The sequence below is a fragment of the Rhodococcus sp. SBT000017 genome (assembly GCF_003688915.1).
Classification (GTDB): domain Bacteria; phylum Actinomycetota; class Actinomycetes; order Mycobacteriales; family Mycobacteriaceae; genus Rhodococcoides.
Genome location: NZ_REFU01000001.1, coordinates 2,904,261 through 2,920,150, shown reverse-complemented (window position 1 = coordinate 2,920,150; position 15,890 = coordinate 2,904,261). Strand labels below are relative to the sequence as shown.

The window sequence follows — 15,890 nt, the reverse complement described above, 5'->3', positions numbered from 1 at the left end:
GCTCAGCGCGGCTGGCTGCACCGGATTCGATCGAGAGTGGCGACAATTTCGACTATTACGCGATCCATGTCTTCGGTCAGGTCGATCCAGGTGTAGCGAAGGATCGTCCAGCTATGAGTCATGCCGTTCTGCCTGGTCCGATCCCGTTGGAATGCATCGTGATCGGAGTGAAATGCCCAGCCGTCGATTTCGATGGCGACCATCTCGGCGAGGAACGCGATGTCGAGTTCGTAGTCGCCCCATCGATAGTTGACCACCCAGCCGCTGATCTTGCGGGCCCGGAACTCTCCGATCAAGAGTCGCTCTCCCTCGGAGCGGGCACCATTCGCTGCGATCTTCAGTAGCCGCTTCGCTTCGGGAGCACCGGTGCGACCGGGGTTTCGCGCATGGGCTTGCTGCAATCGCCCGAGGTCGGTGTGTCGCTGAAGTGCCCGATCCATGATGTGCGCCTTGCCGATCGAGGCTTCGAGAACGGTGAGTTCGAGAGACGTGACCTGAAGCCCGCGGCGCTCGACGATGTCCTTGCCGTGGATATCGCGGCGACGGAGCCGGCATCCTTCGGCGCGGCTGCGCCCCTTGCGCGGGGTGGTGACCTCGATGATGCTCGGCATCTCGGTTATCACCCGATGCCAGAAAGCCGCGGCTTCCCCGCTGAGCGCAGCGTTCGGTCCCGCACCCCACACCGCGCACCGAATGCGCGCGTCCGCAGTGAACGGGCGGTCGACGACGAAGTACACCGCGCGGTGAATCGTTCGCCACGCACCCGCGCGCACCAGACGGTCCACGGCATCGCCGCTCAGGCCGCAGAACGCCGCCTGCGCGCGAGTGATCACGCCGTCGTGCTGCGCCAACCATTCATCGAGCATGTCCACTTGGACGTTCACTGCGCCTAAGCGGTTCCGCGGAGCGAATCGGGTGCACTGGACCGCGCTCGGCGCGGCTGGCTGCACCGGATCCTGTGTGTTTGAGTTATCTGCATGGATTGGGTCGCCAAAGAGCTTTGCGTCGCAGCGGCCAGTGGTGCGTGTACGGCTGCGGCGCTCATCTGGTCGAGTGCCAACGGTCGGTGGTGGGACCTGACCCTCCCTGCTGTGATCGGCGCAGTGGTCGGACTGATCGTTGGCCTCGTCGCGGTCGCAGGTGGGCATTACGCAGCGCGGACTGCGGTGTTCTGGCCACCGCGCACTCGCAACCGGTGGAGACATCGATTCGCGCTCTGTTCGGCAGCGGCCGTGATGCTGGTGGTTGGGGGACTGCTCGCCTGGGCCGAGGCGGCATCGGGAAATCCTTCCCTACACCCGGAGTCGTTGATAATGCTCGCAACACTGACATCGGTGAGCTATGCATTCGCGTACCTTCTCGCGCCTGCGGATCCAGCGAAGCTGGGGCCCACCGCTTGAACGTCGGACGCTTGCGGTCGGTCGGACTACTGTCATGCCTTGGTAGGCGTGCGGTCGTCGTGTCGGATCGTACGCAACAAGGGCGGATACGGATGGAAGTCTCGGAGGAACTCGAGGATGCGGAGTAGCGAGTGAGCCCGGAGTTCGATTTCGAGCCGGATCTATCACGCGTCGAAGTGGGCAGTTTTTACGCCCAGCAACCGGAGGCTGTCTGGAACGCGATCACCGATCCGGCAGCGCTCGAGCGGTGGTTGATGCCGTCGACCGGGTACATGGGTGCCATCGTCGGTTCTCATTTCCTGTTGTCCGTTCCGTCGAGTGCGTCGGCCGAAATTGCGTGTGAAGTGTTGGCGGCTACTCCCAACAGGGCCATGACCTGGAGCTGGATGGACCTGCGCTCGGCTCGCCCCGTGCGATGGCTCTTGAGCTGGGAGGTCCATTCACATGGGCGTGGTACTCGGCTGCTGTTGATACACAGTGGGTTCGATGTAGACGACAAGCGGCAGGTCATGGCGCGCAACGCATTTGCGCGAGGGTGGAATCAAATCCTGTCGACCAAATTGCCCGACGTCTTGGCTCGACCTCAGTCATAGCCCACCGTCGGCCACTTCGACGGGTGCGCAGGCGCAGCCGAAGACAACCAGGGTGATTGCTCCGAATCCGGCTCTTCTCACCGGAACAGTATGGACCGATGCTTGCCGAGGCCGCCAGCAGCTGACGAAAAAATCGATGGCGGACCGCCGACTCGGCTTGCTACCGTGCCGGCATGCATTTGATCTTCGAATGACGGTCTTCATCGGCGAGTCGAACGTGGGGAACTAACCGCGTTCGACCGTGCCGTCGATTCCGGACCTACCCGGTCCGTCCGTCATTCACGCGCAGTTATGTTGCTGCGCTTATTCTTCGGAGATCTCATGGCATATTCTGCAACTATCCCTGCGCGCGCCGACGCGCAACTCATCGCCTCCGACATCGCAGTCGCCTTCGGCGGCTCACCGGTATTGACCGGTGTCGACATCGCTGTGACACCCGTATCTCGGTGGGCAATCGTGGGCGAGAACGGACGCGGAAAGTCCACCCTCCTTCACGTCCTGGCCGGACGGTTGACGCCCGACTCGGGAACCGTGTCACGCGTCGGGCCCCTCGGTGTTGCCGAGCAAGAGATGGCCACCGCGGACGAACGCACTGTCGGAGAGGTCCTTCGCGAATCCATCGCCGAGTCGATATCGGCGTTGGCGAGCCTGGACTCGGCATCGAACGAATTGGCCTCTGGCGGAGCAGAAGCCGAACAGAGGTACACATCAGCGTTGGAGCGCGTCGAGGCTCTCGACGCATGGGACGCCGAGCGGCGACTGGACATTGCGCTCGACGGACTCGGAGCAGTGACCGACAGATGCCGAGTTCTTTCCACACTGTCTGTTGGACAACGTTACCGAGTGCGACTCGCCTGTTTGCTCGGCGGAGATCACGACTTTCTGCTCCTCGACGAACCGACCAATCACCTCGACCGAGCCGGCCTGGACTATCTGACCGGACGGCTTCGAGATCGGGCCGGTGGCGTCGTAGTGGTCAGTCACGACCGAGCTCTTGTGTCCGATGTGGCGCAACACATTCTGGATCTCGATCCGACTCCGGACGGTCGCCCACGCGTCTACGGTGATGGCTATGCCAGCTATCGGGCCGGTCGCGCTGCCGAGCGGATCGCGTGGGAGCAGGAGTACGAACAGCAGTTGGCGACGACCGTCAAGCTCCGCGAGGATCTGAGCAAAGCACAGAACAAGCTGGTCAGCAGCTGGAGGCCGAGCAAAGGTACGAACAAGCATCAACGAGCCACGCGTGCAGGCGGTCTCGTGCGAAACGTGCACCGCAGGCAGGAGGACCTGGAATCTCAGCTGCTCCCTGTTCCGGAACCACCTCAACAACTGCGGTTTCCGAGGATCGTTGCAAGGCGGGGAACGTTGTTGGTAGCCGAACATGTGTCAGTGGAGGGGCGACTGGGTGTGCCTGTATCGCTGACCTTGTCGGCAGGCGTCAAGCAGGTGGTGACGGGGCCGAACGGATCCGGGAAGTCCACACTCCTGTCCGTGCTCGCGGGACATGAGAACCCGACGACAGGTCAGGTGCGTGCAGCGCACGACGCGCGAGTCGTTCTGCTGCGTCAGGAATCGGCACTACCGCCGGAAAGCCGAGCGGGAGAATACTTTCGATCGCGCTTAGACGGGACGGTCTCGTTGTCTTCGCTCGGCCTACTGCGGTCACGAGAGATGAACAAGCGGATCGGTGAACTGTCGATGGGTCAACATCGCCGCCTCGACCTCGCACTGGCTCTCGCCCGCCGGCCGAGCGTTCTGCTGCTCGACGAGCCGACCAATCACCTGTCCATCGCGCTGGTGGACGAATTGACCCAGGCCCTCGACGCGACCGATGCCGCGGTGGTGGTGTCCACACACGATCGACAGATGTTGCGAGACACAAATTCCTGGGAAACTCTTGACCTCGAGAGTTCGTGATGTCCCGGATGGTCACCGTCCCGGGGCCGGCAAGTGTCGATTGTGCGTCAAGGTTATGACTATGACTGGAATTGCAACTGGCGCAACGAGAGTTGTCATGGTGAGAATGATCGAAGGCCAGGGTGCGGTGTAATCCCACGTCGCATTCATGACGATCAGCGCAGCGACGAGAGCTGCAGTCTGAGCTCCCACTCGAAGCGCTGTGGCTGCGAACGGGGAACGGACCGCGAATCTACCGATGATCATCGGTAGATGGTGGCCTTCGTTGACGCGCGACAGTTGTCTCGTCGCGACGGTCATCATCACCGCGCCGAGGACAGCGACCACAAGGCCCAGAAACAACATGCTCAGTACGTTACGCAACTGCCGGGCTCTAGGCTGCCAGGATGACAACGGCACGCGATCCGCAGCGACGCAGAGTCCCGTCCTGGCTTCGCGAGATCGCCGTCCTCGTGATCGTTGCGCTGGTGCTGAGCGTTTCTCTGCAGACGTTCGTCGGTCGCGTGTACTTCATACCGTCCGAGTCCATGGAACCGACGCTGCACGGGTGCGCGGGATGCACGGGCGATCGGATCGTCGTGGACAAGATGACCTTTCGCTTCGGTGACCCGGAGCCGGGCGATGTGGTGGTGTTCCGTGCACCGTCCTCGTCGTGGAACGTCGGGTACAGCTCCGCGCGGTCGACCAACCCGATAGCGAAGGCGCTACAAGACGCCGGTTCCTGGGTTGGACTGGTTGCGCCCGACGAGAACGACCTCGTCAAACGCGTCATCGCCACCGGTGGGCAAACCGTGCAGTGCTGCGATGCGGAAGGTCGCGTCGAGGTGGATGGTCAGCCACTCGACGAGCCATACGTCGTCATGGACTTCCCATTCGTCGAGAACACGCTCACCTGCGAGACCACGCCCCAATCCGGACGCTGCTTCGTGCCGGTGACCGTGCCCACCGGAAATCTCTGGGTGATGGGCGACAACCGCAGCGGTTCAGCCGATTCCAGAGCTCACCGCAAAGACGAACTGGGCGGCACGGTCCCCGTCGGAGATGTCATCGGCAAAGCGCGACTGATCGTGCTGCCGCCGTCGCGATGGGGCACCATCGAGTCGCCGTCGATTCGGCAACACTGATCAGAATCCGAGATCTCGCTTGCGGCGCTCGCGCTCGAGTCGACGTTGTTCCTCCGCGCGCTCTCGGCACTGCCGAAGAAATTCCGCATCGGCATACGGATTCTGCGCCGCCTGACGACCAGGGCGCGTCTCGTACTCCGGAAACGCAGAATTGCTCGCCCGCCGGTTGCCGCCGCCGGAACCTCCCCAGATTCCGCCACCTATCGGACGCCCCGCGAACAACCATGCCAACGAGCCGGCCAATGGGAGAAACACCACCAACAGCAGCCACACGATCTTCGGGAGGAAGCGCACTCCACCGTCGTCGGCCGTGATCACGTCGATCAGACAGAACACCCACAGCAACATCACCAGCAGACCGAGATACGGCATGTGATCCTCCATGTTCAAGACCGTTCGGTCTGATGTACCGAGCATCGTAGCGGGGTTGTCGCGAATTCAACAGTTGTAGCCTCGACGCGTATTCGGTGGCGGAGAGCGTCGACCCCTTCTAGCTTTCGGTGGCCCCGTCGGATACTCGGGAGGAGTGATTGCAATCGGTGTCCGGCTCGCTGTGGTCGAACCACGCATCGCAGCTGCGCTTCTGTACGCCGGGAGCTTCGTGCCCCGCAGTATGTTCGAGGAAGCGAGGCAGACCACCATTCCACTACAGATTCTGCTGCAATGGGACGACGAAGGAAACGACCGACAGATGGCGTTGGATCTGTTCGACGCCTTCGGGTCCCGGGAGAAAACGTTGCACGCCAACATGGGTGGGCACACCGGTGTCCCACACTTCGAGGGCGACGATGGAAACCGGTTCTTCGATCGGCATCTGAAGTAGACCGCTGACAGTGGAAATCGGGTGCATCTGACCGCGGTGAGCGCGGTCAGATGCACCCGATTCGGTCCCGTGGTCATTGTTCCGAAAACACCGCCGGGTAGGCGAATGGAATGCACAGCTCACCGTGTGGCCGAATCGTCGTCCCCGCGGAGACGTAGCGAATCCGATATCAGAACGTTGTCGGCACTCAGGGGCCGTTCGCATCCGAGTACTCGACCGGCTCGAAGCGAGCTCGTACCTCAAACTACGCAGCATCGCCTTGCGGGTCCGTCGCGTGACGCACCCACACATTCGGTTCGGTGTACACGGCAATGCCGCGATCGAGGTCGACTATCACCGGTACCAATGCACCCGGCACATCTACCGGTCCTGATCGGTCGAACGGCAGACCCGTCCACTCCCGCCACTCGGCGAGAGTTCCCGGCACGACCATCGACCGTGGCGCGACACTGTCGATGCGACCGCCCGCACGGACGTGGACGCGCAGCCACGGGTCGACCGGCAAGCCGTCCGGTCGAGTGCGGTGGATGTACGACGCGATCGGCTCATCTAGATCGGTTCTACCGTTGGGACGGAGCGGAGCCAAGAGTTCGCTGAAGCCCAGTCGTCGGGCATTGTCACGAAGGGCGACCAGCAGTGTCGTCGACAGGCTTCGCCCCTGAGTGCTCGAAGTCAAGGAAATCTCCAGCGCCGAAACCGCATTGGCGGACTTCTCAGTGAGTCGAGTGCAGATGCCGCGTCTGATTGCGCCGTCCCAGCCGTCGGCAGGAAGGACAGAGGCGTCGGGCAAATGGAACGGTATGGAAATGGCCTTGCCGACCACGGCGCCTGCGTCGTCCTGACACACGAGGACGTGGTCGGCGAACAACTCGAAGATGGCGGGATCGAAATACATCGAACCGATCGGATCCTTGGTCATGAACGTCGGCCACGACGAGTGCATGTTCCACAGTGGTTCTGCGAGATCGGGACGATCAGCGAGAACGGAGACGGTGAAGGTCACCTGTTCATCGTGCCTGACCCACTATTCGCAGGACGTATATCAAGTGAAGCTCAGCGTAATTGCCCACGTCACTCGGGTATGCGTTTCGGTTCGGGCGGGTTGGGCGAATCAGCGTTCGCCAGGGCGGTCCGAACGTGAGCAGAGATCGTCACGCAGTCGTGGGACGGCGCCTACCCGTCGAGGAGATCAGCGTGACGGCAATTGTTCCGAGAAATACCGCTGGGTAGGTGAATTGAACGGCCGCCTCGAAGGCACGGGACCCCTCGAACATGAAGATTCCGATTGCCTTGATGCCGCGGTAGTCGGTGAAATACCAGGCAATCATGGGCAAAGTGGCCGCTACTGGTGCCAGCCAGCTCCACCACGTGCGGTGTCGATTCGCGTAGTCGAGGGCGACGATGGTCAACGGTATGCACCACACCCAGTGATGTCCCCACGCAAATGGTGAGACCATCGGCGTTGCGAGTCCGCAGATCACCAACGCCAGCAACGTCTTACCCGCTCGGTGAGCCCGCGCAGCTGTCCACAATGCCAGGGCGGTGATGGCTGCGGCACAGAGAAGCCACACCAGGAACGGCGGAGTGTGGCCCGGCCACAACCGCGCCAGTGCGCCGTGGATCGACTGGTTCGCCGGTGATGCCAGTGCCCCGATCCGCTCGGAGTCGACCATGGTCGTGGTCCAGAACTTCCAGGAATCGGAGGGGATGACCAAGAATCCGGCTGCAACGGTGACCGTGAAAGCGGCACCCGCGGTGAACGCCGCACGCCACTGTCTGATAGTCAGCAGGTAGAGCACGAAGAAGGCGGGCGTCAGCTTGAGCCCCGCGGCAATTCCCACGCCGGCACCGCGGAGACGACTACCTTCCCCCCGGCTGAGATCGAACAGAACCAACACGAGCAACAGCAGGTTGATCTGCCCGAGCCAGATGGTCATCCGTACCGGTTCGAGCCATGTGAACGCAATTGCCATCGGTGCGCTGACGAGATACATTCCGCCGCTGCGATATCCGAGGGCGCGCCAGCTCAGAACAACCGCGGCGTAGACCAGCAGAACATTGATCACCTGCAGCACGGTCACGGCACTCGTCACGGTGAGCAATGCCAGCGGGGTGAAGAACAAGGCCGCGAACGGCGGGTAGGTGAACGGCAATCCGATGTCGAACAACGCGAACTCGTACAGGGGCTGACCCTGCAAGACGACGTCGCCGCCGTGTCTGTAGACAATGGTGTCGATTCCGTTGCCGAAAAGACCGAACGGAACCGTCCACCCCAGGAAGAACGCATGCGCTGCAATCGCGATGCACGCTGCAAGTGCCGAACCTGCCAGCCACCACCGACCGAAACGATTCGGTGTGATGTGCGCAGATGAGTCCGGTGCGCCCGGAACGACCTGTGCTCGTGCGTCTTCGGTGATCGACCGTCGCTCAGCGTGCGTGCGCTGTCCAGTTCTGGTCCGTAGCGGCGTGAAGCTGGACGACGTCATGCATGTGACGATAGAACGTGCCGGTTACAACAACGGATTCGACACGGACTGACTGGTCGCTTTATGGTCTCGTCTGCGCGGCGGGCTGAATGCAGACCCTGAATTGGAGCTGCATCCAGACCTTGGACTCGTTTCCAACGGTCAAAAAGGCACTCCGTTGGTATCAGTGATGGTTCGACGAGTTGCGTTTCACGCCAGCAAAATCGGCATTGGTGGTTTGCGACCAGGTGAATTCGATCTGATCGCTGCGCTTCGACGCGCCGGAACCCCGCATCGCCTCACCGTTGAACAGTTGCTCGACAGGGCGATGGTCACGTCCGGAGCTATCACGAACCGCTCGAATCGGCTCACGGGCAAAGGATGATCGAACGCGAAGTCGACCCGACGAACCGTCGAGTGGTCATCGTGCAATTGACGCGGGATGAGGTTGACGCAGTGGATACCCCGCTACCTGCACATGGCAAACGAGGAAGCGCTGCTGACATCACTGGCTCCTGGCGAACGAAGCCAACCCGCTGCCTTGCTGAAGCGACTTCTCTTGGCTCTTCGGTAGTGGTGCGCCGATCGGTCACCCGCACAAACCCTTCCGCATCTGGCTGAACTGTGGTACTTGTTGATCCATGAACAGTTTCGACACGTCGAAAGGCGCATGAGCGCCCGCAGTCACTCCGCATTCGGTTCTTCTCGACCGAGGTGCAGATCATGAAGCTTGCCGAGGCCCTCGCAGAGCGAGGCGAACTGATCAAGCGCTCCGAGCACTTGAAAGCGCGAATTCTGGCGAACGCCCGCCATCAGGATGGCGAAGCACCGGCCGAGAACGCGTCGATTCTATTGTCGGAGTACGCAATTGTGCTTGACCGCCTCGAATTTCTCATCCGCCGGATAAACCGGACGAACAGCGCAGCGACGGTGCGCGATGGAACCATTACCGACGCGCTCGCATCTCGAGACGTTCTACGTATGCGCCACAAGGTTATCTCCGCCGCAGCGGACGCTGCGTCGGGGCGCGATCATGAGCATCGGTACGGCCCGCGTCAACTGCGATCGGAGTTGGTGTAAGTAGCAGCTCTTCCGGTTGCCGAATTACGTTCGACTGCCGACGATATCGCCAAACGTATTCGACTAGTGGACTTGGAGATCCAACGTATGAACTGGGAGTTCGATCTGATCGAGGAGTGAGCTGGACGCCGGGTAGTAGGTAGTTTTCGTTCGAGGCGAGCACGTACCGCGGGTCGGCGGTCTTCCGGCCCTCTCCTGCGTGGTGGGCAGCGTTTCGGGCATTCACCCGGTCACAGTGCAGCTCAGTACAATTCAGGAGAAAGGTGCACAGCGCACAATGCATTACCGTGTGCTGATCGAACGGGGACGAGGGTGGGTAAGGGGCCACTCGGCGGTATGGTGTCGGCCTGCGATCGCGGATAGCCTGCATGGTATGGCTACTTCACTGATCAACTTCGGTCATCCCGCTCTGATCGTTGTCGATGTACAGGCGGGATTCGACGATGCCGAGTTCTGGGGTCCGCGGGACAACCCGTCGTGTGAAGGCAATATCGCTGCCCTCGTTCGCATGTGGCGGTCCGAGTCATGGCCGGTGGTGTTCGTTCGACACGACTCCGACAACCCTCTGTCTCCGTTGTCACCGAGTAGTTCCGGGCACGCGTTCAAAGACGTCATCGAAGGAAGTCCAGATCTGCTGATCAGCAAACGAGTCAATTCGAGCTTCTACGGCACCCCTGATCTCCATGCCTGGCTGGGCGTCGAGGGCATCGACCAGGTCGTCATCTGTGGGATCACGACGAATCATTGCTGCGAGACGACGGCTCGGATGGCCTGGAACCTTGGATACGACACGCACTTCGTCATCGACGCCACACACACCTTCGATCGCGTCGGGCCCGACGGAACGACCGTGCCCGCCGCCACCTTGTCGGCCATCACCGCGACGAACCTGCACGGGGAATTCGCAACTGTTGTCATGACAGGAGACCTGCTCTCGGACTGAAGAAGGTGCGCAATGGAAGTGACAGGGCAACTGTCCCCGGACGAGTTCTGGGAACACATTCGCGAGCTCGAGAGCCGAGTGCTTTCGGAAGCTCGGCAGGTTCGCGTGTTCGGGCTGAAGGAGTGGACCGGCCCCATCATGATCGGGGACTGGGGATGGGCGGACGACCGGCTTTCATCCGCCGGACTCGTGCACGGCACTCCTGACGGCGACCTGTCCGTGCAGATCAGCACGGTGGTCGGAGATCCTCGGCGGGAGGTGGTTCGAGCGATCGAACGCGCTACCGGAATTTCCCCGAGGGAGCCCGACTACGACGACCGGCACCGGGCAGTCCGGGACGCTCCCGGGGTCGCTGTGTCGATTCCCTGCGACGGTGTGAGCGTCGAGTTCTCGAAGTGGGGTGGACCCGACCGATGGTGGGCCGCCGGCGGGGTCGACGGCGTCTCGATCGTCATCGACAGTCGAAACTACCCGGTCGAAGATGTCGCTCTGATCGAAATCGATGATGTGAAGCCCTATCTGGAGGGATGGCGAGACTACATGCGACGCGTTCGAGGTGGAATCTAGTCGGTCGTGCGTCTACTTCGATTGTGCACCAACGTGAGTCGAACCAGGTGGGTATCGAGGAGGCGGTCGAACGGCGAGACAGGACTGGCAGAATCGCGGCCCTCGGTACCAACGCCCGCCGACATTCGAGCCGTTTGATACCGTTCGGTATGGCGAATGGGCGGACGGCTGCGGGTCTGGCGGGACCAATCGTGTTGCTGTACCTGGGTTACTTTGCTTCGGTCCCCACCCTCCAGGCGTTCGTTCGCGGGCTGTTCGAGCCGCGGTTGAACTGGGCCGAGATCGGTTGGGGTGGAACGATTGTGTTCGCATTCATGGTCGTTGCAGGACTGGCTGCATGCGTCGCGGCGGTACGGATGCTCGTCGACTCGCCGCGATTTCCCGGAATCGTGGCGACCTCGGGTTCGTCTATCGGCCGAAAGATCGATTTGATTGGTGTCACTCTGATCGGGTGCGCAGTCGTCGTGATCTCGCTGATGGGTGGGGGCCTGACACTCGGATTCTTCGCTCCCATCGTCACTGCGTGGTTGTGCGTCAACACAATTCGAAACTACAGAGCGCTATCCAAGTCCGGTCGAGCTGTAGCGGGACGGTGATTCGTGAACACTGCGCTCGCTCTCGGGCTGATCGTGGGAATTTTCGCGTTCGGCTTCGGCTCGTCAGTCGGGTTGCGAGGCAAAGTTCTCTATCCGGACTACTACGGCAGCGACGTACCGGACCGGGTGAAGACCACCCCACACCTGCGTGCACGGGCGAACAGGCTGTTCGTGATCTGCGGTGTCGCTGCCGCCATTTGGCTGCTGGCTCCGTTGCTTTGGATATTCTCCGACTTCCAGCGCGAAAGAACGACGTGGGAGTTGGCCGGGCTGGCAGCCTATGTGTTCGTCGCTGTGCTGATCGGTGGCTACCCGTTCGCCGAAATCAAGACCTTGTGACCATGTCGATTGGTGACTCTTGTTGCCGAAGGCACGTCGCTCGTTCCACGATCACGATCACGAAAACAGCGAGGTTTCGGTTCCTGTGCGTGTCGTCGATTGCGTCATCCGGGCTGTGAGGCGTCGTGCTCCCGTACCGTGTTGTCCGAGAATGTCATTGGGGTTCGAGTAGGGGCACGATGTCAGCGACAGGCATCCGCATCCGATGCAGTCGGAGAAGTTGTCTCGCAGCGCAGTCAATTCTTCGATGCGAGCAGTGAGTTCGTCGCGCCACTGTCGAGATATCCGCGCCCAATCGCGTTTTCCTGGTATGGCCTGTTCCGGCAGTTGGTCGAGCGCATCCTTGATCTTCTCCAGGGACACGCCGAGACGCTGAGCTGTTCTGATGAAGGCGATAACCCGCAGCACGTCGCGCCGGTACTCCCGACGGTTTCCGCTCGTGCGGCGACTGGAAATCAATCCAACCTGTTCGTAGTAGTGCAGGGCCGATACTGCCACCCCGGCACGTTCTGCGACCTGGCCGGGCTTGAGCCATACCGCGTCCGTATCCAGTTGTGTCATGACCTGCCCCTCCTGGTTCGTTCACTCGCCTTGACGTCAAGTGCACTTGATGAAGTGCACTGTACATCGCAGTCTTCGGCGAGGTCAGGAGAGACAATTGACGACAACGATCACGACTTGGGCGGACCTACGGTGCCCGTGGTGCTGGATTGGGCATCGACAACTGGGGCGGGCACTCGGCCGTCTCGAATCCGGCACGCGGGTCGAGTACAGGAGCTTTCTGCTCGAACCCGCCGGTCCAACTCGCTCCGGCATCACCGTTCGGGAAGCGGCGCTGTCCTCGTGGGGCTTCGACGAAGCACGATGGGCAGCCCACAGCAGGAAGATCGTGGCGGGCGGTACATCGGAATCGCTCACCATCAACATCGACACCGCGTTGGTAGTCGACTCACGCAATGCGCACCGACTGCTGAAGCTGGTGGCGGATCGAGAGTTGAACAGATTCGAGGCGTGGGATTCCTTGTATTCGAGGCATTTCGAGTTCAACGACGATATCGCGGATTGGATGGTGCTCCGCTCGGTCGGCGAACAGGTGGGCCTGGCGGGCGGCGACATCACGATGCTCGTAGAGACCGACGAGTACTCGGCCGCTGTCGACGAGGACATTCGCGATGCGGCCGCGCTCGGCATCAGCTCGATTCCGACTGTTCTTGCCGATTCGGTAAGAATCACTGGTGATCCGAGCGTCGGTCTCGATCGGATCGAAGGTCGCCCGGCGGTCGGCCGATGATCAACACGATGCGCGCCGTTGCGATCGACGAACACGGCCCCGCATCGGTGCTGAAGACCAGAACGCTTGCCCGGCCGACTCCGAATCCTGGAGAGGTGTTGGTCAAGGTTCGAGTGGCCGGTGTGCAACTGACCGATGCGGCGATTCGGGAAGGGTGGGTACCGCCGGGCGCGAGAATCGAGTTTCCGCAGATTCTCGGCAACGAATTTGCGGGAACCGTCGAGGCGCTCGGTGCAGATGTCCACCAGTTCGCTGTTGGTGACGACGTCCTGGGATATCGAGTTCTCGGCTGCTACGCGGAGAACGTGAGCGTTCCGACCGACCAGATTGTAGCCAAGCCCTCTCACGTTTCCTGGCGCACGGCGGGGTCGCTGTCCGCGTCGGGGCAGACGGCCCACACCGCACTGGAACGGTTGGGTGCGCGGGCAGGTGAAACTTGCTGGTCCATGGGGCAGCGGGTGGGGTGGGTTCGATGGCGGTTCAGTTGGCGCTTCATCGAGGCCTGCGGGTGATTGGTACGGCAAGTCGAGACAACCACCCGTATCTGGAGCAGATGGGCGCAGTCGCAGTAACTTACGGTGAGGGTCAGATCGAACGAATCGTGGCAGCGGCTCCGGAAGGAGTCGATGTGGTGCTCGACGCGGCCGGACATGAGAACCTGCGCACTGCAGTCGATCTGACGTCCGACCGTTCCCGCATTGGAACGATCGTCGACATGGCACTGGCAAGAGAGCTCGAGTGCCAATGGATTTCGAGCGATCGATCGGCCGAGCGTCTGCGCGAACTCGTCGATCTGTGCGCTACCGGACAGTTGCGCGTCACAGTCAGGGCCGCGTACTTGCTCGACGAGACCGGCCAGGCGCATCGTGACGTCGAGAGCGGACACGGGCGCGGCAAGGTTGTGTTGCTCGTCGATGAAGGAAGCTGATGACCGACAGGGTGGACCGTCCTTCGAATCTGCTGTCGGGAGAGCATCGGTCGCTGATTATCGGCCTGCTGGGAACGATGACGTTCATTGCGTTCGAGTCGTTCGCAATCACCACTGCTCTGCCCGTGGTCGTCGATGACTTCGGTGCCGATCGCTGGTATTCGCTTGCGTATGCCTCGACACTGACCGCAGCTCTGGTGGGGATGACCATTGGGGGAAATTGGGCCGACCGACGCGGTGTTTTGGTCCCGATGGCAGTGGGCGGTACGGCCTTTCTCATCGGGATTGCGCTCTGTGTGGTGGCACCCACGATCGAGCTCTTCGTGGCAGGTCGGCTGCTGCAGGGATTCGGCGGCGGAATCAACTCTGTCGTCCTGTACGTAGTTATTGCACAGTGCATCCCAGCCGAGCTGCATTCTCGAACCTTCGGGCTGTTGACGGCTGCGTGGCTTCTACCCGGAATCTCGGGACCGCTACTCGCCGGTGTACTCGTCGAGTTCGTCGGTTGGCGAACGGTGTTCGCGATGGCTTTGGTCGGATCCGGGGCGTCCTTGATATTGCTTCTTGTTGCGGTCCGTGGTTCGGTCCAGTTACGTAACGGCACAGCAGTATTCGGAAGTCGAGGAAGATGGGCCATGGTTGCAGCGGCAGGCGTGCTCGCGCTGCACCTCGCCGGTCAGCAAACAGTCCCCATTCTTGTCCTGGGCAGCTTGGGCGCCGTTTCGCTGATCGGGTTGTCGGCAACACGCCTTCTTCCCCAGGGCACGTTCAGGATTCGACCGGGCATTCCTCGAGCGACCGTGCTGCGCGGATTGCTGGGTGCGACCGTTGCGGCAACGGACATCTATCTGCCTCTCTACCTCCAGCGCCAGCTCGGCTACAGTCCCAGTTCGTCCGGGTTGATCGTTGCCCTCGGAGCGATCGGATGGATTTTCGGAGCCTGGCTGCAGGGTAGAGGCTCCGGCGGCGACGGTGGTTCCGCTCTGGTACCGAGAGCGGTAGTGCTGGTGTTCGTCGGTCCTGTCGGCGCGTGGCTGTTCGTCGCCGGAGCGATACCGGTACCTGCTCTGGTGGTCGCATGCATTGTCATGGGAACAGGTATGGGGCTGGCGTACCCGCGAATCACCGCCACTGTTCTGGCGGAGTCGACGGAGGCCGAATACGGTGCCAACAGTTCCGGTTTGCAGATTTCGGAGTCGATGAACCAATCGATCCTGATCGCGGTGTCAGGAGCGGTGTTGTCGCTCGCGATCGCGCACGAGTTCCTGCTCGCCTACACGCTGATTGCTGGTGTCGGCGGTGCCGCCGTTCTCGTTGCGCGTCGACCCGACTCTAACCTGAGACGGAGTCACTGCTGACGCGTCGTCGAATACTGCCCGAGCGTGGGCAATTCGTTGCTGATTGTGTTCGGTCCATTCGACGAGAGCTTGGATGGTTCCCAGCAACGTTCGACCCAGGTCCGAGAGTCGGTAGTCGACGCGCGGAGGAATTTCGGGGTACATGCGCCGGTCGATCAAGCCGTCGCGCTCGAGGTTGCGCAGCGTCACGGTCAACATGCGAGTGCTGATCCCGTCGATCTCTCGTCGAAGTTCGCCGAATCGAAAGGTTTGCTCGTCCAACAACGCGATCACCAGAAGGGACCACTTGTCGGCGACACGATCGAGAATCTGCCTGACGCCACAGTCCTCGCGGGCATCCCATTGGTACGCGTCACGGCCATCGCGGCAACATCCGTCGGCCACCTGGTCACTTCCCTGCGGGGAACCGACTGACTCCAAAGTGCCTTCTTGTGTCATGCACTCATGATGACCCAGGCTGCAGTCG

The 15,890-nt window shown here is 61.5% G+C and carries 18 protein-coding genes and 3 pseudogenes; 14 read left to right on the top strand and 7 right to left on the bottom strand.

All coding sequences use genetic code 11. The features are described from left to right. Positions 1 to 2: 2 nt before the first annotated feature. On the bottom strand, positions 3 to 884 hold the full coding sequence (locus AYK61_RS13570; RefSeq protein WP_310886826.1) for a type IV toxin-antitoxin system AbiEi family antitoxin domain-containing protein: 882 nt from the start codon (positions 882 to 884) through the stop codon (positions 3 to 5). Between the two features lie 93 nt (positions 885 to 977). Here AYK61_RS13570 and AYK61_RS13565 point away from each other — a divergent pair, with 93 nt between their 5' ends. From AYK61_RS13565 to AYK61_RS13555, 3 genes are all read left to right on the top strand, one after another. After that, the gene (locus AYK61_RS13565) at positions 978 to 1,400 is read left to right on the top strand and encodes a hypothetical protein (protein WP_121871141.1); all 423 of its coding nucleotides are present in this window, start codon (positions 978 to 980) and stop codon (positions 1,398 to 1,400) included. A gap of 131 nt (positions 1,401 to 1,531) precedes the next feature. Next, complete coding sequence (locus AYK61_RS13560; protein WP_121871140.1) at positions 1,532 to 1,993, top strand: SRPBCC domain-containing protein; 462 nt, start codon at positions 1,532 to 1,534, stop codon at positions 1,991 to 1,993. 321 nt (positions 1,994 to 2,314) lie between these two features. Next, entirely contained in the window at positions 2,315 to 3,910 is a 1,596-nt protein-coding gene (locus AYK61_RS13555) for an ABC-F family ATP-binding cassette domain-containing protein (RefSeq protein ID WP_121872733.1), read from the top strand. Positions 3,911 to 3,922: 12 nt separating this feature from the next. On the opposite strand, the gene AYK61_RS13550 is transcribed toward AYK61_RS13555, so the two are convergent. Next, positions 3,923 to 4,255, bottom strand: a complete 333-nt coding sequence (locus AYK61_RS13550; protein WP_147458322.1) for a hypothetical protein — start codon at positions 4,253 to 4,255, stop codon at positions 3,923 to 3,925. Between the two features lie 41 nt (positions 4,256 to 4,296). Here AYK61_RS13550 and lepB point away from each other — a divergent pair, with 41 nt between their 5' ends. Then, the gene (lepB, locus tag AYK61_RS13545; protein ID WP_121871138.1) at positions 4,297 to 5,034 is read left to right on the top strand and encodes a signal peptidase I; all 738 of its coding nucleotides are present in this window, start codon (positions 4,297 to 4,299) and stop codon (positions 5,032 to 5,034) included. Here lepB and AYK61_RS13540 read toward each other — a convergent pair whose 3' ends face one another. Beyond that, positions 5,035 to 5,406, bottom strand: coding sequence for a PLD nuclease N-terminal domain-containing protein (locus AYK61_RS13540; RefSeq protein ID WP_121872732.1), 372 nt, complete (start codon positions 5,404 to 5,406; stop codon positions 5,035 to 5,037). It abuts the gene before it with no gap. Between the two features lie 130 nt (positions 5,407 to 5,536). Here AYK61_RS13540 and AYK61_RS13535 point away from each other — a divergent pair. Next, positions 5,537 to 5,857 (top strand): annotated as a pseudogene (locus AYK61_RS13535) (alpha/beta hydrolase); the annotation flags it as partial. Between the two features lie 244 nt (positions 5,858 to 6,101). Here the strand turns inward: AYK61_RS13535 and AYK61_RS13530 are convergent. Both AYK61_RS13530 and AYK61_RS13525 read right to left on the bottom strand, forming a co-directional pair. Further along, a complete protein-coding gene (locus tag AYK61_RS13530) occupies positions 6,102 to 6,860 on the bottom strand; it encodes an N-acetyltransferase (protein WP_121871137.1) in 759 nt (252 codons plus the stop codon). Positions 6,861 to 7,008: 148 nt separating this feature from the next. Further along, positions 7,009 to 8,343, bottom strand: a complete 1,335-nt coding sequence (locus tag AYK61_RS13525; protein ID WP_121871136.1) for a glycosyltransferase 87 family protein — start codon at positions 8,341 to 8,343, stop codon at positions 7,009 to 7,011. 702 nt (positions 8,344 to 9,045) lie between these two features. Here AYK61_RS13525 and AYK61_RS13520 point away from each other — a divergent pair. The 5 genes and pseudogenes from AYK61_RS13520 to AYK61_RS13500 all read left to right on the top strand — a co-directional run bounded on the left by AYK61_RS13520 (position 9,046) and on the right by AYK61_RS13500 (position 11,847). Beyond that, a pseudogene (locus tag AYK61_RS13520) lies at positions 9,046 to 9,522 on the top strand (DIP1984 family protein). A gap of 253 nt (positions 9,523 to 9,775) precedes the next feature. Beyond that, on the top strand, positions 9,776 to 10,345 hold the full coding sequence (locus AYK61_RS13515) for a cysteine hydrolase family protein (protein WP_121871135.1): 570 nt from the start codon (positions 9,776 to 9,778) through the stop codon (positions 10,343 to 10,345). Between the two features lie 12 nt (positions 10,346 to 10,357). Continuing rightward, positions 10,358 to 10,912 (top strand): hypothetical protein, encoded by a 555-nt coding sequence (locus tag AYK61_RS13510; protein WP_121871134.1) that lies wholly within the window; start codon positions 10,358 to 10,360, stop codon positions 10,910 to 10,912. A gap of 191 nt (positions 10,913 to 11,103) precedes the next feature. After that, the gene (locus AYK61_RS13505) at positions 11,104 to 11,508 is read left to right on the top strand and encodes a hypothetical protein (protein WP_147458320.1); all 405 of its coding nucleotides are present in this window, start codon (positions 11,104 to 11,106) and stop codon (positions 11,506 to 11,508) included. 3 nt (positions 11,509 to 11,511) lie between these two features. Continuing rightward, a complete protein-coding gene (locus AYK61_RS13500) occupies positions 11,512 to 11,847 on the top strand; it encodes a hypothetical protein (RefSeq protein WP_121871132.1) in 336 nt (111 codons plus the stop codon). A gap of 57 nt (positions 11,848 to 11,904) precedes the next feature. Here AYK61_RS13500 and soxR read toward each other — a convergent pair whose 3' ends face one another. Then, complete coding sequence (gene soxR / locus AYK61_RS13495; protein WP_121871131.1) at positions 11,905 to 12,408, bottom strand: redox-sensitive transcriptional activator SoxR; 504 nt, start codon at positions 12,406 to 12,408, stop codon at positions 11,905 to 11,907. A gap of 97 nt (positions 12,409 to 12,505) precedes the next feature. Between soxR and AYK61_RS13490 the strand changes: the two genes are divergently transcribed. Genes AYK61_RS13490 through AYK61_RS27870 form a run of 4 tightly spaced genes read left to right on the top strand, consistent with a single transcriptional unit; the run spans position 12,506 to position 15,424 of the window. Continuing rightward, complete coding sequence (locus AYK61_RS13490) at positions 12,506 to 13,138, top strand: DsbA family protein (protein WP_183130268.1); 633 nt, start codon at positions 12,506 to 12,508, stop codon at positions 13,136 to 13,138. Next, a complete protein-coding gene (locus AYK61_RS27640) occupies positions 13,135 to 13,650 on the top strand; it encodes an alcohol dehydrogenase catalytic domain-containing protein (protein WP_220709116.1) in 516 nt (171 codons plus the stop codon). Before AYK61_RS13490 ends, AYK61_RS27640 begins: the two co-directional genes overlap by 4 nt. Next, complete coding sequence (locus AYK61_RS27635) at positions 13,647 to 14,066, top strand: zinc-binding dehydrogenase (RefSeq protein ID WP_220709115.1); 420 nt, start codon at positions 13,647 to 13,649, stop codon at positions 14,064 to 14,066. Before AYK61_RS27640 ends, AYK61_RS27635 begins: the two co-directional genes overlap by 4 nt. Continuing rightward, positions 14,066 to 15,424 (top strand): MFS transporter, encoded by a 1,359-nt coding sequence (locus tag AYK61_RS27870; RefSeq protein WP_121871129.1) that lies wholly within the window; start codon positions 14,066 to 14,068, stop codon positions 15,422 to 15,424. Before AYK61_RS27635 ends, AYK61_RS27870 begins: the two co-directional genes overlap by 1 nt. Before the next feature lie 93 nt (positions 15,425 to 15,517). Here AYK61_RS27870 and AYK61_RS27865 read toward each other — a convergent pair. Then, positions 15,518 to 15,862: pseudogene (locus AYK61_RS27865) on the bottom strand (winged helix-turn-helix transcriptional regulator); the annotation flags it as partial. Positions 15,863 to 15,890: the final 28 nt, after the last annotated feature.